Origin of the sequence: Pradoshia sp. D12 (assembly GCF_008935075.1) — a bacterium.
Lineage (GTDB): Bacteria > Bacillota > Bacilli > Bacillales > Pradoshiaceae > Pradoshia.
The window spans coordinates 2,672,797-2,693,585 of the sequence record NZ_CP044545.1 but is presented as its reverse complement, the minus strand read 5'-3'; the positions used below and the strand labels follow the sequence as shown (position 1 = coordinate 2,693,585).

Sequence of the window (20,789 nt, the reverse complement as noted above, 5' to 3'; positions counted from 1 at the left end):
ACAAAGCGCTTGATGACGGGTATATGTCTCAAGCGCTTTTGTTTTTAATTATTTAGCTGTGGCATATCCAATTTATATAGTTTTGTATAATGGGGCATCATTTGAAGAAGTTCTTCATGAGAACCGTTCATACTGATTTCCCCGTCTTGAAGAAACAGAACTCTATCCATTTTTTCCACACCCATTAAGTGATGGGTAATCCAGATCATTGTTTTACCATTTAACGTCTTAAATATGGTTTCAAGGAGGCTGCGTTCGGTTTGCGAATCAAGACCGACAGTTGGTTCATCTAGAATAACAATCGGATTTTTTTGTAAAAGTATTCTCGCAAGCGCAATACGCTGACGTTCTCCGCCTGAAAAACGCCCTCCCAATTCATGCATACGCGTTTGATACCCATTTGGAAGAGATTCAATATAATCATGCATCCTAACTAATTTAGCAGCTTCATATACCTCTTCATCGCAAGCATTTGGATTGCCCAGCCGTATATTATTCATAACGGTTGTATCAAATAAATGTGGTTTCTGATGGAGTACAGAAATGAAGCTTGTAATTCGAGAATCTAAAAGAGAAATATCTTTATTTCCTATACTGATTTTTCCTTGATTAGGTTTATATGCACCTAATAAAAGCTTTACGATTGTACTTTTCCCCGCTCCGCTTTTACCCAGCATCGCAATTTTTTCGCCAGGCTGAATGGTAAAGTTTAAATTATTCAATACCTTCTCGTCAATAGAAGAATAAGAAAAACTAATCTGATTAAAGGTGATAGGCAATGCAGTTTGTGCCTTCAAATCATCAAATTCGCTCGTGTTTTCATTGTTTGTTAATCCTATTAATTCTTTTTCTTCCTGTAAGCCATTCATTCGCTCCAATGAACTTTTATAACTGGAGACCTGGCTAACAGCATCGGATAATGGGGCGAAAGCATCGACTAATGGGAACACTACTAGAATAAAAGCTGCAATCCAAATAGGAGAGAATTGTCCGGCTTCTACCTGTAAGGTAATCCAGCAGGCAAGTGCCACAATAATAACCAATATGACAGCTTGAAAGAGAAAATTACGTTTTCGTTGAAATAGATTGATCTTTGCTTCAAGTACATCAACCTTTTTTTCATCTTTTTCATAACGTTCGATAAAATCGGACTGTCTGCCACTAATCATCCAATCGCCAATTCCCATAACAGCATCTGTCAGAGATTGATATAGTCCGTTTCTTGCATTTTTCATTTGTGCATGTCTTGCACGCGTCACTAATAGTGATACGAGAGGAAACAAAATAATCAGGACGAATAACAATAGAAACATTAGAAGCGCAAAAGGAATAGAAAAGAATCCTAATGCCAAGACAATTAACATATATAAACCGATGCTTATGATAGATGGAAAGATTGTCTTAATATATAAATCTTGAAGATGCTCAATATCATCAGCCATCACACCAAGCAAATCGCCGGTTTTATATCGGGATTTGAAATCTAAAGCATCTGGTTCAAGTGCTCTATATAAACGGACCCGCATACTCGATAGTATTTTTAAAACAAGGCTATGGCTGCTTAAGCGTTCAGCATAACGAAAGGCTGGCCTTGATACTCCAAACAGCCTTACCAAGACAATCGGTACATACACAAGGAGGATGTTTTCTGGTAAAGTGGCAGATTTGGATATTAAATAGCCAGATGTAAACATTAAAGCACCTGCGCTAAAGAATGTGCCAACACCAAGTACAATTACGATAGTTAAGAGCCACTTATTTTGGGATAAATAAGGACCAACCCACGAGTTATTGAGAATGGAGATAGAGTCTTTTTTCTTAGCCATGGTGCACCTCATTTCCCCCTAAGTGTTCTTTAATTAATTGATAATAATGGCCTTCTTTTTTTAATAGCTCCTCATGACTTCCGATTTCAACGATACGCCCTTGATCTAAAACAATAATTTGGTCCATGTCTGTCATCCAATGAAGTCGATGAGTCGCAAAGAATACAAGATGATCGTCAAATAAAGGAACGATATTTTGCTTTAATTCATATTCCGTCTCTATATCAAGGTGAGCAGTTGGCTCATCAAACAAGAGAATTTTTCTATTTTTATCAAGGAATGCCCGTGCTAAAGCAACTCGTTGTTCCTGACCGCCACTCAGCATACGACCGCTTTCTCCAATCTGTTCATCCAATCCATTTGGTAGGGAATCAACAACTTCTTTTAATCCTGCTCGATCAATAGCCAACTGAATTTCCTCTTCACTGGCGTTTGGAGTGTAAAATGTAATATTGTTTCGCACAGTATCATTAAATAGATAAGGATGCTGTGGAATATATAGCAATTGATCCTGCCAGCTCATTTCTTTAAAAGAGGAATAGGAATGATTGTTAATAGTAACTGTGCAGGATGTAGGGTTTAAAAATCCGCCCAGTACATCAATTAAGGTAGATTTTCCGGCACCGCTTGCGCCAATAATACCGATTTTTCCGTATCCCTTCCATGAAAATGATAGATCATTCAAAGCGGATTGATTGGATTCCATGTGTTGGACTGTCAAGTTGCTAATGGTTAAGGAATCCTGATTTGACCAAGTAGAGAATGTTGTATTTTGTTTTTGTTTTAGATCAAGCGGCCAATTAATAATCCGTTGAATAGCAGACATACTGTTTTTTCCGTCTAAAGTAGCGTGGTAATCTGTTCCGAAGTCCCGAATCGGTAAAAAGTATTCAGGAGCAAGGATTAATACCGTAAGTGCCGGTCCTAATAAAATTGCACCTTCCATAAGCCGAACACCCAGGAATAAGGCGACAATAGCGACTGAAAGGGAGGTGAAGAAATCGAGCGCGAATGTTGAAAGGAATGCAATTCGCAGTGTCCCCATCGTTGCTTTTCGGTAACGTTCACTTACGTTTTTGATATTTCGATCGTACTTTTTACTTAAGCCCAGAAGTCGTAAAGTTTCCAAGCCACGTAAGGAATCAACAAAATGGTTGGAAAGGACTTGATAGGATTCATATTGTTTATCAGCCTTACGCTTTGCTGCAATCCCAAGCATAGCCATAAAGAATAAAAGAATAGGGAGTACAATGATTACAATTCCCGCAGAAGTCAAATCAAGCGTCAGCATAAACCCTACAATTAACAGAGGAATCAGGAACATACTCATCATCTTGGGCAAGAAAAGCTTTAAATACGTTTCAACCTGGGAAACACCTTCTAAAGCCATTGTTACTAAGCTTCCTGTCCCTTCGGATTGGGTGAATCGAGGACCCAATTCAAATAATTTCTTCAATAATTCTTTTCGCATCGCTGTCCCTGATTCGGAGGCAAAGCGATCCATCCATTTATCACGAATAAAAGTCAAAAGGTGGCGTACCAAAAAAGCTAATACGAATAAAAGGAAGGGGATAAGCTGTTCAGACAGCTTTTCCCCATTAAATAAGTTTGTAATCCCTTCAGCAAGGTAGATGGCCTGAATAATAATGGCAATCCCCTGTAATAAAGAAATCACGAATAGGAATGTCATGGTGCTCTTTATTCCTTTTATAGTTAAAATCTCTTTGTTTATCATTAATGACTCACCGGTTCCTTATCAGAAATACGCTTTCTGAATACATAGTAGCTCCATATTTGATAGCCAAGAACGAAGGGAAGTAATATTAATGCTACGATGGTCATCACCTTAAGGGTATATGGTCCACTGGAAGCATTCAATATAGTTAAGTTATATTCGGAACTAATTGAACTGACCATTACTCTTGGGAACAGACCAACAAATAACATCGTAACAGTAAATAGCATAGTTGAAGCCGTCATAGTGAAGGCTAAAGCTTCCCTTTTCTTTGCTGAGAATACATAACCTAATACGGTTGTTACAACTGCACCGAGCAGGAATAATGGTGTAGCGAGCGGCCGTACTTCAAATAAGTCTGTCATTGTATAGGTTAGTACGGCGAAAACTATAAGACCTGCTAATAGAATTAAATATATTTTTGATACTAAAGAACGTGCACGATCACGAATCTGCCCCTCTGTCCGAATGCCGATGAATGTTAAACCATGCACAAGGCATAACACAATCATCGCGATTCCGCCAACAATGGAGTAGGGGTCAAAGTAATCTCCAAAGCTAGCATACATATTTTTGGATGCATCAATTGGCATTCCACGTACAAGGCTAGTAAAAAGAACACCCAATACAAAAGCAGGTATTATACTGCCGACAAATATCATCCAATCCCAGAAACTGATCCACTTTTCATGGACTTTATGTCTGAATTCAAAAGCAACTCCTCGTACAATTAAGGCCAGCAGGAATAAAACAAATGGTAGATAGTACCCACTGAACATGGTTGCGTACCATTCAGGGAATGCCGCAAAAATAGCACCGCCTGCAGTAATCAACCATACTTCGTTTGCATCCCAGAAAGGCCCGATGGTAGAAACCAACTGATCCCGCTCTTTTTGATTACGCGCGAGAAAACGAGTGGACATTCCCACGCCAAAGTCAAAGCCTTCAAGAATAAAGAAACCAATAAATAAAACAGCTACAAGGATAAACCATAACTCATTTAGACTCATGCTCCAAAGGCCTCCTTGTCAAATAAATCTACATCTGGTTTTGTATCAGTGGTTTGGTATGGTCCTTTTTTAATTTGTTTCACAATAAGAGTGATTAATACGACAGCAAGAACAGTATAGGCCCCCAAAAATACAATAATCGATGTTAACAGCTGTCCTGCAGTAACATTAGGGGATACGGACTGTGCAGTCGTATATAATCCAAAGACTGTCCAAGGCTGCCGGCCAATTTCAGTCATAATCCAGCCAGCTGTATTGGCGATAAAAGGAAGGGCTATTGCTCCAACCATTGCTTTTAAATAGAGTGATTGATTTATTAGGTTATTTTTCTTGATAAATAATAGTCCTAAGGCTGCTAAGCCCATAATAATAGCACCAGCGAAAACCATAATGCGGAAGCTCCAATAAACAGCTCCTACCGGCGGGATATAATCGCCTTCACCATAAAGCTCTGTGTATTTCTCCTGGAGTGTATTCATTCCTTCTACAGATCCCTCAAAGCTATTATAGGCTAAGATACTTAAAGCATAAGGGATTTCAACAGACCACTTGTTTTCACGGGTTTCTTCATCAATATTAGCAATTAGCGACCAGCTTGCCGGGTCACCGCTATCTTCCCATAAACCTTCACTGGCTGCCATTTTCATAGGCTGTGAGGACATTAAATGCTGTGCCTGCCAGTGACCAGTAAATGCGATTCCAAGTCCTGAGATCATCGCCACAATCATAGCGATCGTAAATGATTTCTTAAATACATCTAAGTTTTGCTTTTTCAATATTTTAAATGCACTGATCCCAGCTACTACGAAGGCTCCGGTTGCAAAAGCCCCAAAGACCGTATGTGGAAATTCAACAAGCAGCTGAGGATTTGTGATAAATGCCCCGAAATCATTTAATACAGCTTTGCCATTCTCAATCGCAATCCCAACTGGTTCCTGCATAAAAGAGTTCGCAGCGAGAATAAACAAGGCAGAAAAAATGGTACCGATTGATACAAGCCATATAGATAGTAAATGAACCCATCTTGGCAATCGGTCACGCCCAAACATCCATACACCAATGAATGTGGATTCTAAAAAGAAAGCCAGTAAGGCTTCAATAGCCAATGGAACACCAAATACATCTCCGACAAAGCGGGAGTATTCTGACCAGTTCATTCCAAACTGGAATTCTTGGATAATTCCTGTAACTACTCCGACAGCAAAAGAGATGAGAAAGATATTTCCCCAAAACTTTGCCATGTCCAAATAAATTTCTTTTTTCTTAAAAAAATACAATGTCTCCATAATAGCAACTAAAAATACCAATCCAATGGATAGTGGTACAAAGAAGAAGTGATAGATTGTAGTTGCTGCATACTGAAACCTAGCGAGATCCAATACTTCCATTTAACTGTTCACACCTTTCAATTCTTATGCATTGTTCATTCATTCACAAAACAGACGAAAAAAAACCATTTATAAAGTGCTGTCACCTCTATTATAAAAGTAACTAATTATTTTTGCGTGAATGAAGAGTTGGCTTAAATAGTTTAAATTGTTTAGTAGGTTATCCCTATGTATATATTAATAATTAGTTAAATTTACAATGACCTTGTTTATATTAGATATAATAGTCCTATAATTTGCAAATATCTATAACTAAACTAAAATTACTATAATTAATTCAAATTTATGAAACAATATTGTCACAAAAGCTGCGCAAACGAATTGTCATTCGTTTGCAAATCAGTTGACAAAAAGAACAGCTTGATTTTAATAAATCAAGCTGAAGAGGAAGATCAAGATTAATATTTTACCAACTTGTAGCCTTTTATTTTGCAGATATGATTCATAGCCTGATTAAACGTAGCAAATGTTTCATTCTTTATTTTTGTTCCCTGGTTTACGATTTGGCGAACAAGAGTAGTGGACAGGCCTGTATATATAGCTTCTGTACCCAATAAAGCAAGGGATTGAGAGATGACCTCCAGCTCTGCCACAATATATTCGTCATCCAGTGAAGTTACGCTAGTAAAATCAATCACCATATAGGAAGCCTGTTTATCAGAGCTTTCATATAAAGCCTTCTCTTTGATCTTATGAAGACGATCTTCCGACAAAAATCCAGTAATGGGCATTAAAAGTACATCATCCAGAATTGTTTTGATGATAGGAGCATACATTTCTTCCATCATCGAATGCCCTTTATGTATTTCTTCTTCATAATCGGTTACATCCTTCCAAGTGAGCATATAACCTGTTAAACCATTGTTGAATGTAAAGGGACTTATTGCAATCTTAGCTGTGTATTTATTGAAAAATATAATTCTGCTGGTATTGGGGAAGGAATCGTTTTCGAGTATTGTCCTCTTGCAGTTCCCCCCTTGATCAAATTCTGCTATGTTTCTCCCGATATATTCTTCCTTACTTGATAAACCGGTAAAAGGACTTAGACATTGAATTAATTTGTCAGCGTAACGATTGATAAATATGATGGTTAATTGATCATCACAAATAAAAATATTTTCTCCTACTGCATTTAATAATTGATAAGTCTCCTCTGATTGAAAATATCCCATAACCTGTCTCCTTATTTTCTTCGTGCTGTATTAACTCTCATTATACGGAATAATATTGGATAGATAAAAAGTTTTACTTTATATATTAAAAAGGGTAACCAATCAAGAGGTTCAAGAGGATGAGTAGATAGCATATGGGAGACAGTACTATTATTGAGGAAAATATATATCCAACTGGTAATAAAAGTTGTATACTGAAAATTGTGAAAAGACAGGAGGTTTTTGAATGAATTACTCTCTAACATGGAATTTGGATAACATATTTCCAAATGGCTCTGAGTCACCTGAATTACTATCAAAATTAGCTGAAATCAAAGAGCTGTTAAATACATACAAAGGGGCAGTAAAAGCTTGGCAGGCTCCTTCAGACGTTAGCGGTACCAAAGAGATTGTTTCTATATTAAAACAAACAGAGGTACTGCAAAAAGCAATCTATCAGGTATCGGCATTTCTTGAATGTGCTACTGCCCAAAATGTCCATGATACAAAGGCGGATCAATTAAATGGAGAAGTATACACATTAATAAGTGAATTCGAAACAGTTTTTACAGGATTTACAATTAAACTTGTCCAAATAAATGATGCTGTCTGGCAAGAAATCATCGAACAACCAGAAATTAGTGAAATAGCTTTCTATATTAATGAGCAAAGGGAACATGGTAAGGAACAATTATCGGAAGCTGAAGAAGCACTCATTAATGCATTGCGCGTAGATGGATATGTCGGGTGGAGTACCCATTACGATTCACTTGTAAAAATGATTGAGATTCCTTATACAAATGAAGATGGCGAGACTGTTCATTTATCAGCTGGCCAAGCTTTTAATAAGATGCACGACGATCCTAATCCAGAAGTCCGAGCGGAAATTTTCAAGAAATGGGAAAAAGCCTGGGGAGAAAAAGCCCCTTTGTTTGCTGACACGATTAATCATTTAGGCGGCTTCCGTTTGGCTAATTATAAAATGCATGGTGTTGAAGATTTTATGAAAGAGCCATTGCAGTATAACCGAATGAAGAAAGAAACATTGGATGTAATGTGGGATGTCATTGCAAAAAATAAGCAGCCTTTTGTAGAGTTTCTTAACCGTAAGGCAAAGCTTTTAGGTAAAGAGAAATTGAGCTGGGTAGATGTTGATGCACCGATCGTAACAACGGAACCGATGCATTACACATTTGATGAGGGAGCAAAGTTTATCATCGATAATTTTGCGAAATTCGGTGATGAATTGCCTAAATTTGCCCAGGAAGCATTTGAAAAGGCGTGGATTGAAGCAGAGGATCGTACTGGCAAGCGTCCTGGAGGATTCTGTACTAGCTTTCCTGAAACAAATGAATCACGTATCTTTATGACCTATTCAGGCTCACCAAGCGGTGTAGCAACGCTTGCTCATGAACTAGGTCATGCTTTCCACAGCCATGTATTAAATGATAAGCCATTCTTTAATACAGATTACGCGATGAATGTCGCTGAAACAGCATCTACATTTGCTGAACAAATTTGCTCTGATGCCAGTGTCCGTGCTGCTGTATCGGATGCAGAAAAAATCACATTGCTCGATAACAAAATACTAAATGCAATTGCTATGTTCATGAACATTCATGCCCGTTTTATTTTTGAAAAAAATTATTATACAGAACGCAAAAATGGATTGGTTTCCGTTGAGCGCTTGAACGAAATGATGGCATCTGCACAAAAAGAGGCATATCAAAATTCTCTGAGTGAATATCATCCAACCTTCTGGGCAAGTAAATTGCATTTCTATATTGCAGAAGTGCCATTTTATAATTTCCCGTACACGTTTGGATATTTGTTTAGCTTAGGGATTTATCACTTATCTTTAAAAGAAGGTAAGTCATTTGAAAAGAAATATATTGCATTATTGCAGGATACAGCTGCTATGACAACAGAGGAGCTTGCGATGAAACATTTAGGTGTAGACCTAACGAAACCAGATTTCTGGCAGGCTGGTGTGGATCTTGCAATTGCTGATGTAAATGAATTCCTTGAATTAACGAAATAAAGGGAGAAATTCCTTTTGTGTGGCATTGTCATTCTTTAGAGGGTGGCAATGCTTTTTGACTTTGATAGATCATTCAAGCATGTAAAGAGTAAACTATAGGATAGATGGTTGAAAAGGGGATTAGATATTAAATGGTCATACGTTCATCAAGAATTGAGGACTACGAACAATTAATAAAACTTGAAAATTTGATTTGGAATTATACAAATACACCGATGCCGATCGTTTGGGAATCAGTAGCCGATTATGCTCAGCATTTTCCGCCGGGAAGCATGTTTGTCGCAATTGAGAACGGGAGAGTTGCGGGCTATATGTCTGTTAAATATCCTACTCCGTTGGAGAGCAATTGTCATGTATGGGAAATGGCGATTGGTGTCCATCCTGACTTTCAGGGCAAGAGTATAGGCAGTAAATTATTGCAGTTTCTGGATGAAGAGGGGAAGAAGCGTGGGATCCGAAAAATTTCTTTAAGGGTATTGTCCACAAATACACCGGCTATATCTTTCTATAAGAGGAATGGCTATATTAAGCAAGGTGTATTAAAGGGAGAATTTTTTCTGAATGGTCAGTATGTGGATGATATACTAATGTATAAAGAACTCGTTGATTAAGAAGGAGAGGTTGTTTGAGTGATTAAAATAGAGCTCGGCACCGAAGGAGATCAAGCGTTTATCCGAGAACATTTAATTGATTTTAATCGACGAAAACTGCCGGAGTATAATGATACACCGTATGGGAAAGTCACCTATGTGGTAAAGGACGACCACAATCATATACAGGGCGGAATCGCAGCTCATTACAGCTGGGGAAGAATGCAGATTGATTTCCTGTGGATTGACGATCAATTGCGACAAAAAGGGGTAGGGAAAGAGCTTCTGGCAAGTGTTGAACACTATGCAATAGAAAAAGGATGTACACTTCTGATGTTGGATACATTCAGCTTTCAAGCACCAGATTTCTATAAGAAAAACGGATTTTCCGTATTTGGAGTGATTGAAAATCATCCAGAAGGACATCATCAATATTTTTTACAAAAAAGAATCTGAAGTGTTAATTCATCTAATTGATTATTAAATTCTACTACTAAAATATTACTATATTACAGTGGATGCGGTTAAAATCCGCTGTTTTTATATGGAATAAATCAAAAAAAATGGATTAAAAGCCATTCAGTAGAAATTCTTAAAAGAATAGCTCTACATAATTTAGTTTGTAGCAAATTTAACTCCTAACTGCTGAATAAGCTGTAAATCACTCATTTCACACCATTGTTCGGCAATTTTACCATTCTCGATTCGAAATATAATGATGCCCGTTTCTTTAACCTGTTGATTTTCAGAAGGAATGTCCAGTAATCCGCCTTTATAAATGCTATATCCGCTATAGCGTGCAACGACTTTATCACCTTCTTCAATCGTGTCATGAACGCTCCATTTGCGCTCAACAAAAGAGGTGCAATACCAGGATAACCAATTTTTAAAGTGCTCGATACCGACATAGCCCTCGTCATTTCCCTGAGAATGAGTAACCATATCCGCTGATGCAATATCTTTTAAAATATCTGTATTCCCGTCCGTAAATACATCCCGAAACCATACTTTAACGATTTCTTTTTTATCAACGCTTCGCAAAGTAAACACCTCCATTTTATCTCATTATACAAATTCGAAACGTCGCCAAAAAAACTGTATTTCTTTTCAAAATAAAAGCTGTAATATTGGAATACAGAGAAGTTGCTCACTTTTTTTGATTACTATTTTCTTATATATAGCTTGTTGATTGTTGTTCAATCAGTCATACAGTATTTTGTATGAACTGGCTAATAATACCGGTATAAATAGAAAACTTAGGATATTAAAATAGTTAGGTTGAATACTAAGCGTAGAGGATGAGGATGATGATTAGCAGTAAATTAGGGTTTGGAAGGAGATTCCAAATTTCTATAATCCTGATTATGGTGGTAATCGTACTCTTTTCGGTAATGACCATCCAGAATTTAAATAGCTCCCGTGAGGACTTATTAGAAATTGTAGAAAATCGATATAAAAAAGTGAATTATACTTATGAGATAGAAAAGAACGTCAGTTCATCAAAAATGTTGGTTGGGAGTATTGCGAATGATCTATCAGGAGTAACATCAGCTACTATACAAGATAAACTTGCTGAAAATCATGTCAAGATTGAAGAACATTTTGCAAAAATCCATGGTATGACACTAAATGAGGAAGCTAGGGAAATATTAATGGATTGCGCATCCCTATATCGTATATACAAAGAAAACGAACGAATAATCATAATGGAATTAATACAAGACAATGAGTACGTTAGTAAAAATTGGAAGAAAATAGAGGAATCAAGTTCTAAGCTAACAGAGTCAATAGAAGAGTTTATTAGCTATCAAGAGGAGATGATGGAGGGCGCATTTAAACGGGCAAGTGAAAAGTACAATCATTTGTGTCAGGTTGTTTTCTTGTTAACAATAACTTCCTGCGGGTTAATTGGGTTAATTGGATACTGGGTTATTCGTTCAACAACAAAGGACTTAAAACAAATAACAACTGTATTGAAAGAAATTGATTTAAATGATCCATCGACCCTCCACAGGCTTGAAGTAAAAACGGATGATGAAATAGGTCTGATTGCTGAAGCTTTTAATAATATGTCCGTGTCTTTAGAAATCTACAATAAAAATGAGAAAGCGTATTTGAAAGATATCAAGATACAGAACTGGGTACTATCAAAAATTAATGAAATAACAAGCTTAACACAAAGTGTCTTTGATATAAATGAATTTGCAAAACGTCTTCAAGGGAAGCTTGCACCATTAGTAGGTGCTTCGATTGGGGCGCTCTATTTGAGGGGTCAAGCTGATGAAACATGTTTTTATCGTGCAGCATCCTATGGTGACGGTGGAAAAGATCAATTTAAAGGTGGTGAGGGGATTATTGGGCAGGCTGCTATTGATCAAAAAATAGTTATGTTAGAAGATTTCCCGGAAGATTACCAACTACTTTCAACGGGCTTATGTGAGGCAAAACCAAAAGCTTTCTTAATTGTCCCAATCATTTATGAAAACAACACGATTGGGGTTCTTGAATTTGCAAGTATAACTGGCTTTTCAGATATACAATACCAAGCCATTCAGCAGGTGAATGAATCTCTCGGTTTGGCCATACACAGTGTTCTAAATAGAATGGAAATTGAATGTTTGCTAAATGAGTCAAAAGCAATGACTGAAGAATTGCAGGTTCAGACTGAAGAGCTTCATTCACAGTCAGAAGAATTAATGACGATTAATGAACTTCTGGAAGAACGTGAGCAAGAAGCTATACAAAAAACGAAGGAACTTGAACAGTCCCAGGAAGAATTAAGAATTAAAAATGAACAATTGCAGCTAAGCTCAAATTATAAATCCGAATTTCTGGCGAATATTAGCCATGAACTTCGTACTCCTTTAAATAGTATTTTAATTCTTGCAGAGATGTTAATAGACATAGATAGTGATTGTTTTTCAGCAGAGGAAAAAGAGTATATTGAATATATTTATTCGGCTGCAGACAGTTTAACATCTTTAATTAACGATATACTTGACCTTTCAAAAATAGAAGCTGGAAAGTCTGAAATCACATATAGCAAAATGAACATCAGTGAGTTGGTTGAAACCTTAAATATATTTTCGCCACAAGCCGAAAGAAAACAACTTGGTTTCACCATTGAAATAGATGAGAATCTACCTTCCTATTTCTATACAGATGTACAAAAAATTCAGCAGATCGTAAAAAACTTACTATCAAATGCTATTAAGTTCACAGAACGAGGAAAAGTGTCTGTGAAGGTGGAAAAAATAATCCATACATGTGATGAAAAAGATAACCATAATACCACTCAAACTGACGAGTGGATAAAAATTGTTGTCATGGATACAGGTATAGGAATCCATAAAGATAAGCAACAAACCATTTTTGAGGCCTTTCAACAGGGAGACGGATCTACTGTACAAAAATATGGTGGAACAGGCTTAGGTTTATCAATCTGCAAAAAATTATCCTATTTGCTTAACGGTCATATATTTGTTGAAAGTGAAGTAGGGAAAGGTAGTACGTTTACTCTTTATATACCGTATCTACAGAATCAGGAAAATATTAATGTAAATCAAGGGGATCAATATCATCAGATGATAGCAGAAGTGGCTGCGGCTAAAGAACCAAATGATATCCAATTGGACATACATCATGGAAAAAGAGTGCTTATTACAGATGATGATCAGCGTAACATATACTCACTAAAAGCAATTCTTGAAAAAAAGAAAATGGAAGTCTTAGTAGCTCATAATGGAATCGAATGCTTGGAGATTCTAAAAAAGGATTGCCAGATTGATATGATCCTGATGGATATTATGATGCCTGAATTGAACGGATATGAGACGATGAAACGTATCCGTCAGAATTCAGAGTTTGCATCACTACCGATTATTGCCTTAACAGCAAAAGGAATGAAGGGCGATCGTGAAAAATGCTTAGCGGCTGGTGCATCAGACTATATCAGTAAACCAATTAACCTGGAGCAATTAATATCCGTGATGAGAGTATGGATGAATTAAAAGGAAAATAGATAAGGATTCATTTCAAAAAGTTAATGTTTTTGCCGCTCAATTGGAGTCAATTTGAGCGGCTTTTTTTATGGAAGGACAGAAAAGAAATCTTCTGTAATATAGGTTTATTCTCTACTAGTAGTAGGTTCATTCAGTAGACTTGGAGTCAAATCATTGATTGTTAATTTGTGCTTCTATGGCACTAATTCCTCTTTGAAGGATTTTAATTTTCTAATCTATTTTAGTTCTTTATCATAAATCACAAGCATAGAGGGAATGGTTGTTTTCCTGCTTCACGAATAATATTTTTAACAATTAGGAGGGTTTTAAGCTCTCTTTCTTGAACATAAGTAGTCAAATCGTTTTATAGTTTAAAGGGGGATCGGTATGAATGAGATTGTTGATTACTATAGTGAATTTGATGAGTGGGGCAGATTAGACAGGGAACCAATTGAGTTTCAGGTGAATTGGCATTATATTAAAAAATATTTAACTCCATCAGGTACTGTTTTGGACAATGGAGCAGGCCCAGGGAAATATTCGCTTAAGCTGGCTGAAGAGGGGTATCGCGTTACCCTGTCGGATCTGACACCGAGCTTGGTTGATATTGCTGAAGATAAAGCGCGGGAATTGGGACTGTTTGCCCAATTTGATGGGTTTTATAACATAGATGCAAGAGACCTGTCTGCAATAGAAGATGAACAATTCGATGCTTCATTAATGCTAGGGCCACTATACCATTTGCAGCAGGAAGAGGATCGATTGATGGCGGTAAAAGAATTATATCGTGTAACCAAGAAAAACGGCCTTGTTTTCATAGCATTTATGCCAAGAGTAAAGCACATGTTAAATTCACTCATCTGTCCTGAACATTGGCGGCCAAACAACACGGTGGATGCCATTCGACAGTTTACCGAAACCGGCTGTTTTAATCATGCAGATAGTGGGAGATTTACGGGTGCATACTATTATCGTGTAGAAGATATAGATCCATTTATGAAATCAAGTGGATTTGAAAAAGTAGCTTTAATAGGATCTAATATAGGTTCTATGGTTACAAATCATCAGTGGAATTATTGGAGAGAGAAGGGTGAAGGCGAAATGGGAAAAATAGTAGACCTGTTGATTGAGTATGCAAAGGAACCATCTCTGCTCGGTACATCATCACATTTACTTTATATTGGTCTGAAAAAATGAAGAATAGAGCTGCCAACTAGTGTGACAGCTCTATCCTTATATCATCTCGATTAGATAAATGTAGTAATATCTTCTACAGGTAAGCGTACGGTTTTAAAGTAATGATCTCCCTCTGCTTTACCAATTGCGATTAATACTAATGGAATATATCTTTCGTCCACATTGAAATTTTTAGCAAAAGCAGTTTTATCGAAGCCGCCCATCGTAATGGTATCCAGCCCACGATTTTTCGCTATCAGCATTAATTGCATGGAAACAAGACCGGCATCAAAGCTTGCCATATTAGCTCTTGTTTCTAAAGGTGCACCCGGATAGACCCGTTTAACATCATTCACGAGCCTTTGTCTATTTTCTTCGTCAACATAGCCTGCTTCAAACATCATATCGTAGATTTGATCTGCTTTTTTATACATTTCAGTATCCCCAAGGACAGCAATAACAGCAGATGCATTTTCAGCCACCTTTGCATTGTTACCATATAAGGCAAGATCTTTCTTTCTATCCTCATCTTTAACTACGATGAAGCTCCAAGCCTGCATATTGCTAGAAGATGGAGCTAAAGTAGCTTCCTCAAGGATGCTTTTTAATTCTTCTTCGGAAATTTTAAAAGAAGCATCATACTGTCTGATTGAATGACGTTCCTTAATAATCGTTGATAAATCTTTATGTACATTTGACAAAGTAAATCCCCCACAGTTCCATAAATAAAGTTATTATTATATGCTTTGCTTATTTTTAGTAAGTAACAAGTAAATTGTAATGTTGCAACTTACATTTGTCAACTCAATCGCCAGTTAGGAACGCAAACGATATGGATTGTGAAAAAACATGAAGAAAACTAACTTTTTTTTAGGCAACTCCGTATATCTATATTTGAATAGTGAACATCAATCTACCATTTTGCTATATGGTCTTCAATACAGCCAAGCATTTGCTTGATTGTCAGGATAGTGCTGTCCGGTAAGCGTATTTCTCCGTTATAATAGCCTACCATTTGATGTACTTCTGATTTCACTATAATAGCATCAGTCTTGGCGATCCGTTCATATAGAGGTGTAAAGGTGAGCCTTACACAATCAGTCGCCAAAGAGTCAATCTTCCATGGCTGCATGAAATCATGTTTATTATAGTGAAATTTCATATCTTCACTGATTTTTGTCAGCCGTCCATTAACTAATACGGCATTTTCATTAAAGCCTGTCCCATCAGTCCATTGTCCGCCAAAATTTAGACCAATTACATCATTTCCTTGTTTACCAGATGCCATTCCCCAATTCCAGGTACAGTTTCTTGGCCAGATACCTCGTCCGTAATCTAAGCTGGCATAGCTTTCATCAGGAGTAAATTGATAGGTTTTAGACCCAATAGTCAGCGTCCCTTTAGTAGGAAGACAGTGCATTTTCGTTGTTAATTGAAATGTTTGATCACTCCAGGGTATGACAACACTCAACGAATCCGTTTCAGGATAGCTAATTTCAAAGTTTGCCAGCAACGGTTTTTCGTTAAAATTAGGAATCTCTACGTTCAGCTGAAAACGATTATTTTCCCATAATATAGCGATGTCCATTTGTTTGGAGGTGAGTTTAGTACTCGCCAATACATCATTAGGGAGGGCTTTATTACTTTTAAAAGGAAATAAGGCTGTTTTCTCAAAAAATGTCTTGGTGTTTAAATCGAGATAATAAACAAAGCAAACCATTGCGAAATCTAAATGGCTGATTGTAGCCGAAAAAAGAACATCTTTATTTGTTATACACCAATAGTTCCATTTCTTTTTACGAAGAAAGCGTCCAGTGACATTTCCGCTGATAAGAGGCTTTCTCGACCAGCCTATGCTATCAGGTATTAAATTACCTTTTTCATCGCATAAATGAACTGGTTCTATTATTTCTCTTTCATTATATATATGACTCATCCTTAACAACCTTTCTATTAGAATTACTATTTGTAGTACAGATTTATTATTAATTTATCATTAGAGGGAAGGTGAGTCTATTGGTGAAAAAACAGCGAGCGGGTAATAGAACCCGCTCGCTGAATCTTAATTAGCGTATAATCGCTTATAACTATCAAAATGTTTTTTATAATAGCTGTTGTTTGTACTAGTAATACGTACTCCGCTGTTATCAGCATGAATAAATTCATTATTTCCTAGATAGATGCCTAAATGGGAGATTCCTTTCTTATATGTACCGGAAAAGAAAATGAGATCTCCAGGCTGAGGAGAACTTACATAATAGGAACGATTAAAGAAACCTTCAGCCGTGTATCTTGGCATAGAATGTCCCGCTTTATTAAAGACATAATAAAGAAAACCGCTGCAATCGAACCCAGATGGTGTTGTTCCTCCCCACACATATTTTGTGCCGATCAAGCTTTTACTGATGGAAATCAGATTAGATGTAAAAGCTGAGTTTCCTATTGTTTCCTGAGCGGAAGAAGACCCGCTTGAAGGTTCGGAAACAGAAGGCAAATCACTTGCTGCCTTTGAAATTTTCAGCTTTTGCCCCACATAAATCACATCAGATTTTAACCCATTCATCGATTTGATTTGTGAAACGGTCAAGGAATAGGTTTTAGCAATCTTACTTAGCGTATCCCCCGACTTAACTGTATAGGTCGTTGAAGTAGCAGTACTGCCGGAAGAGCTTGAAGAGCTGCTTGACCCTGTAGTAGTAGAAGGCTTAGACACCTTTAACACTTGGTTAGGGTAAATAATTGTACTGGATAGGTTATTCCAGCTCTTAAGTTGACTGACTGTAATTGAATGCTTGTTGGCAATTTTACTTAACGTATCGCCAGATTTCACCGTATAAGTAGTAGCGGATGAACTACTGCTGGAAGAACTTGTAGAACTTGAACTGCTAGATCCAGTAGTAGTTGAAGACTTAGTCACCTTTAACGTTTGATTCGGATAAATAACTGTACTCGATAGGTTGTTCCAGCTCATAAGCTGACTGACCGTAGTTGAATATTTACGGGCGATTTTACTTAATGTGTCTCCTGACTTTACCGTATATGTCTGATTGGTAGACACTGATGTACTTCCGGAAGAAGAATGATTGGTGCTTGATGAGGATCCGGAAGCACCTTCGGCCACTTTAATAATTTGACCAGGGTAAATGAGATCATTCTTTAAATCATTCCAGCTCTTTAGTTTACTTACAGTCGTAGAGTGCTTAGCAGCTATTGCTGATAAAGTATCTCCTGATTTAATGGTGTAAGTTTTAGAACTGATAGAACGTTCGGTAATACCGGATGATGATGTACTACTAGATACTGTGATGACTTGGTTTGGATAAATAATGTCACCTGTCAAATCATTCAACTTCTTTAAATTCGAAACCGTTGTTTTGAATTTTGAGGCAATAAAAGAAAGTGTATCCCCCTTTTTAACTGTATATGTCGATGCTGCAGAGGCTTCTTGAGCAAAAGCAGTGGACATGATTGCAGCTGCAGTGAGGGTCACAACTTTTATATGCTTCATTTGAATCAACTCCTTTACTAGCTATTTGATAAAAATACAATATCGTTATTATATTAGCATAGTAAAATTTTAGATTAAAGTTATAAGTATTAATTTTCGCTGTTGTAAGAATATGAGATTAATAAAATTTAGAAATAAAACTTACTATTTTTTATTTTTTTAGAATAATTAACAATAGGAGGAATTTAATACCTGGGTAGGGGGTGAGTGAATATTCTGGTTGCAGACGTACAAATTTAGGGAAGTGTATAATCGATGTAAATTATATTATAGTGAACCATTAGGCAGTTATATATAAACGAGTTAGAAAAAACAAAGAATTAAGCTCAGCAGTTATCCAAAGAAATTAGATATTAGCTTTAACAGTAAGTTATATGCGGATTTTGTGCATATAAAAAAGAATGACCAGAAACAAGGTCATTCTTTCTTTTTGCTTACGCAACATCCTTAATAGTTGCATTCTTTTTCCAGAAACCTAAAAGAACAGCTGTTACAAGTGAACCGATTAGGATGGCTAGAAGGTACATGTAGCGATTATCAATTAACCAGAATACAAAGAGTCCGCCGTGTGGGGCGGGAGTCGAACAGCCAAATGCTGCAGATAAGGCTCCAGCCGTAGCAGCACCGATTACAGAACTGACGATAACTCGAATCGGATCTGCTGCTGCAAAGGGTATTGCTCCTTCCGTGATGAAGGATGCGCCCATAATATAGTTTGTAAGACCAGACTTACGTTCCGAGTCAGTATATTTCTGTTTAAAGAGCGTAGTGGATAGTGCGATGCCAAGAGGTGGGACCATTCCTCCAGCCATAACAGCAGCATGGGGGACACCATTTCCGGCAGCAATTGCTGCTATACCAAATGTGAAAGCAGCCTTATTGATAGGACCTCCCATATCAACAGCCATCATACCGCCAACGATTAAACCAAGGAACACTGCGTTTGTACCGCTTAAGTTTTCAAGCCAATTAGTCAGCCCTTTATTCATGGCCACAACCGGGTCATTAATGATGAATATCATAATTAGACCGGTGATTAATAGGCCAAATAAAGGATATAGCAATACGGGTTTTATACCTTCCAAAGAAGCTGGCAGCCAATTGAAAGCTTTTTTCACACCAAGAGTCACATACCCTGCAAGGAAACCAGCGATTAATCCACCAAGGAAGCCTGCGCCGGCCGTTGCAGCCAATAATCCGCCGACCATACCGGGCATGAAACCTGGGCGATCTGCAATCGAGCTGGCAATGAAACCGGCAAGTACGGGTACTAATAAGAAGAACGCACCCTTGTCTCCGCCGCCAATGGTGTTGAGTGCTGCAGCAAATTCATTGTAGCCCGGTGTCGTTGGATCCGTAGGTTTAATTCCGCCAAATAAGAAGGAAAGGGCAATTAAGAGACCGCCGCCGACAACAAATGGAAGCATATTACTTACACCGCTCATGAGGTGTTTATATATTTGAGAGCCTATCCCTTTTTTCTCCTGATTCCCGCTATCTTGATTAGTGGATCCGCCTTTGGCTTCATAAATTGGGGCATCCTGTTTTAAAGCACGGTTAATTAGTTCTTCTGGCTTACGGATTCCCTGTGCTACTGGAACTTGAATCACATGTTTGCCATTGAAACGATTCATTTCAACGTTTTTGTCTGCAGCAACAATGATTGCACTTGCTTTTTGAATATCTTCAGCAGTGAGAGGGTTTTTGATTCCGGTGGAACCATTTGTTTCTACTTTAATATTTACATTCATTTCTTTCGCTTTTGCTTTTAAGGCATCCGCTGCCATATAGGTGTGCGCAATTCCAGTTGGACAGGCAGTGACGGCTAACACATAACCTTCTTCATTTGCCTCTGCAGTATCCGGAGCAGGCTGATCTTTTGAATCTTCATTTTCAAGCTCATTCTGTTTGGCATCAATAATAGAGAGGATTTCATCCTCTGAGGCAGCTTTCAAAATGGCCTGACGGAAATCATCATACATTAACATAGATGACAGCTTGGATAAGGTATCAAGATGAGTATCGTTTGCTCCGTCAGGCGCAGCTATCATAAAGAACAGGCGAGCGGGCTGCCCATCCAATGATTCATAATCAATTCCGTTAATGGAACGACCGAAACATAGGGCCGCTTCTTTAACAGCTGCCGATTTAGCATGGGGGATTGCAATCCCTTCACCGATACCGGTTGTACTTTGCTCTTCACGTTTCATGATTGCTTCATGATATCCTTTACGATCTTTCAGTTTGCCTGCTTGATCTAGTTTGCTGACAAGTTCATCAATAACTTCTTTTTTGTTACTGGATGAAAGATTCAGGATAATAGTATCTTTCTTTAACAGGTCTGTGATTCTCATGGTTTCACT

General features: G+C 37.5%; 15 protein-coding genes. 5 read left to right on the top strand and 10 right to left on the bottom strand.

Annotation, left to right across the window (positions count from 1 at the left end):
- Positions 1-44: 44 nt before the first annotated feature.
- From cydC to F7984_RS12890, 5 genes are all read right to left on the bottom strand, one after another.
- Positions 45-1,826 (bottom strand): thiol reductant ABC exporter subunit CydC, encoded by a 1,782-nt coding sequence (cydC, locus tag F7984_RS12910; protein ID WP_140462053.1) that lies wholly within the window; start codon positions 1,824-1,826, stop codon positions 45-47.
- Complete coding sequence (gene cydD, locus F7984_RS12905) at positions 1,819-3,558, bottom strand: thiol reductant ABC exporter subunit CydD (RefSeq protein WP_218975791.1); 1,740 nt, start codon at positions 3,556-3,558, stop codon at positions 1,819-1,821. The genes cydC and cydD overlap by 8 nt, the downstream gene beginning before the upstream one ends.
- Positions 3,559-3,560: 2 nt before the next feature.
- Positions 3,561-4,571, bottom strand: coding sequence for a cytochrome d ubiquinol oxidase subunit II (gene cydB / locus F7984_RS12900; protein ID WP_066104733.1), 1,011 nt, complete (start codon positions 4,569-4,571; stop codon positions 3,561-3,563).
- The gene (locus F7984_RS12895) at positions 4,568-5,959 is read right to left on the bottom strand and encodes a cytochrome ubiquinol oxidase subunit I (protein ID WP_066104730.1); all 1,392 of its coding nucleotides are present in this window, start codon (positions 5,957-5,959) and stop codon (positions 4,568-4,570) included. The genes cydB and F7984_RS12895 overlap by 4 nt, the downstream gene beginning before the upstream one ends.
- A gap of 398 nt (positions 5,960-6,357) precedes the next feature.
- Complete coding sequence (locus tag F7984_RS12890) at positions 6,358-7,131, bottom strand: hypothetical protein (RefSeq protein WP_066104727.1); 774 nt, start codon at positions 7,129-7,131, stop codon at positions 6,358-6,360.
- A 226-nt stretch (positions 7,132-7,357) separates the two neighbouring features.
- Here F7984_RS12890 and F7984_RS12885 point away from each other — a divergent pair, with 226 nt between their 5' ends.
- From F7984_RS12885 to F7984_RS12875, 3 genes are all read left to right on the top strand, one after another.
- Complete coding sequence (locus tag F7984_RS12885) at positions 7,358-9,151, top strand: M3 family oligoendopeptidase (RefSeq protein ID WP_140462054.1); 1,794 nt, start codon at positions 7,358-7,360, stop codon at positions 9,149-9,151.
- A gap of 131 nt (positions 9,152-9,282) precedes the next feature.
- A complete protein-coding gene (locus tag F7984_RS12880) occupies positions 9,283-9,762 on the top strand; it encodes a GNAT family N-acetyltransferase (RefSeq protein ID WP_140462055.1) in 480 nt (159 codons plus the stop codon).
- An 18-nt stretch (positions 9,763-9,780) separates the two neighbouring features.
- Positions 9,781-10,197 carry a GNAT family N-acetyltransferase gene (locus F7984_RS12875; RefSeq protein ID WP_140462056.1) on the top strand — a complete coding sequence of 139 codons (417 nt, stop codon included), beginning with the start codon at positions 9,781-9,783 and terminating at the stop codon, positions 10,195-10,197.
- 159 nt (positions 10,198-10,356) lie between these two features.
- Here F7984_RS12875 and F7984_RS12870 read toward each other — a convergent pair whose 3' ends face one another.
- Positions 10,357-10,782, bottom strand: coding sequence for an ester cyclase (locus F7984_RS12870; protein WP_181162040.1), 426 nt, complete (start codon positions 10,780-10,782; stop codon positions 10,357-10,359).
- Positions 10,783-11,048: 266 nt separating this feature from the next.
- Here F7984_RS12870 and F7984_RS12865 point away from each other — a divergent pair, with 266 nt between their 5' ends.
- Complete coding sequence (locus F7984_RS12865; RefSeq protein WP_192796807.1) at positions 11,049-13,751, top strand: ATP-binding protein; 2,703 nt, start codon at positions 11,049-11,051, stop codon at positions 13,749-13,751.
- A gap of 378 nt (positions 13,752-14,129) precedes the next feature.
- A complete protein-coding gene (locus F7984_RS12860; protein ID WP_066104713.1) occupies positions 14,130-14,939 on the top strand; it encodes a class I SAM-dependent methyltransferase in 810 nt (269 codons plus the stop codon).
- A 50-nt stretch (positions 14,940-14,989) separates the two neighbouring features.
- Here the strand turns inward: F7984_RS12860 and F7984_RS12855 are convergent, their stop codons facing one another.
- The 4 genes from F7984_RS12855 to F7984_RS12840 form a co-directional block, all read right to left on the bottom strand.
- Entirely contained in the window at positions 14,990-15,619 is a 630-nt protein-coding gene (locus tag F7984_RS12855) for a nitroreductase family protein (RefSeq protein ID WP_066104710.1), read from the bottom strand.
- A gap of 212 nt (positions 15,620-15,831) precedes the next feature.
- Complete coding sequence (locus F7984_RS12850) at positions 15,832-16,854, bottom strand: DUF2804 domain-containing protein (RefSeq protein ID WP_066104707.1); 1,023 nt, start codon at positions 16,852-16,854, stop codon at positions 15,832-15,834.
- A 126-nt stretch (positions 16,855-16,980) separates the two neighbouring features.
- The gene (locus F7984_RS12845; protein ID WP_140462059.1) at positions 16,981-18,426 is read right to left on the bottom strand and encodes a peptidoglycan endopeptidase; all 1,446 of its coding nucleotides are present in this window, start codon (positions 18,424-18,426) and stop codon (positions 16,981-16,983) included.
- Positions 18,427-18,860: 434 nt separating this feature from the next.
- A complete protein-coding gene (locus F7984_RS12840) occupies positions 18,861-20,780 on the bottom strand; it encodes a PTS fructose transporter subunit IIABC (RefSeq protein ID WP_066104704.1) in 1,920 nt (639 codons plus the stop codon).
- Positions 20,781-20,789 lie beyond the last annotated feature (9 nt).

Excerpts from the sequence above, each read along its gene's own strand:
- cydC (WP_140462053.1), bottom strand. The coding sequence starts at position 1,826 with ATGGCTAAGAAAAAAGACTCTATCTCCATTCTCAATAACTCGTGGGTT.
- cydB (WP_066104733.1), bottom strand. The coding sequence starts at position 4,571 with ATGAGTCTAAATGAGTTATGGTTTATCCTTGTAGCTGTTTTATTTATT.
- F7984_RS12895 (WP_066104730.1), bottom strand. The coding sequence starts at position 5,959 with ATGGAAGTATTGGATCTCGCTAGGTTTCAGTATGCAGCAACTACAATC.
- F7984_RS12890 (WP_066104727.1), bottom strand. The coding sequence starts at position 7,131 with ATGGGATATTTTCAATCAGAGGAGACTTATCAATTATTAAATGCAGTA.
- F7984_RS12885 (WP_140462054.1), top strand. The coding sequence starts at position 7,358 with ATGAATTACTCTCTAACATGGAATTTGGATAACATATTTCCAAATGGC.
- F7984_RS12880 (WP_140462055.1), top strand. The coding sequence starts at position 9,283 with ATGGTCATACGTTCATCAAGAATTGAGGACTACGAACAATTAATAAAA.
- F7984_RS12865 (WP_192796807.1), top strand. The coding sequence starts at position 11,049 with ATGATTAGCAGTAAATTAGGGTTTGGAAGGAGATTCCAAATTTCTATA.
- F7984_RS12860 (WP_066104713.1), top strand. The coding sequence starts at position 14,130 with ATGAATGAGATTGTTGATTACTATAGTGAATTTGATGAGTGGGGCAGA.
- F7984_RS12850 (WP_066104707.1), bottom strand. The coding sequence starts at position 16,854 with ATGAGTCATATATATAATGAAAGAGAAATAATAGAACCAGTTCATTTA.
- F7984_RS12845 (WP_140462059.1), bottom strand. The coding sequence starts at position 18,426 with ATGAAGCATATAAAAGTTGTGACCCTCACTGCAGCTGCAATCATGTCC.
- F7984_RS12840 (WP_066104704.1), bottom strand. The coding sequence starts at position 20,780 with ATGAGAATCACAGACCTGTTAAAGAAAGATACTATTATCCTGAATCTT.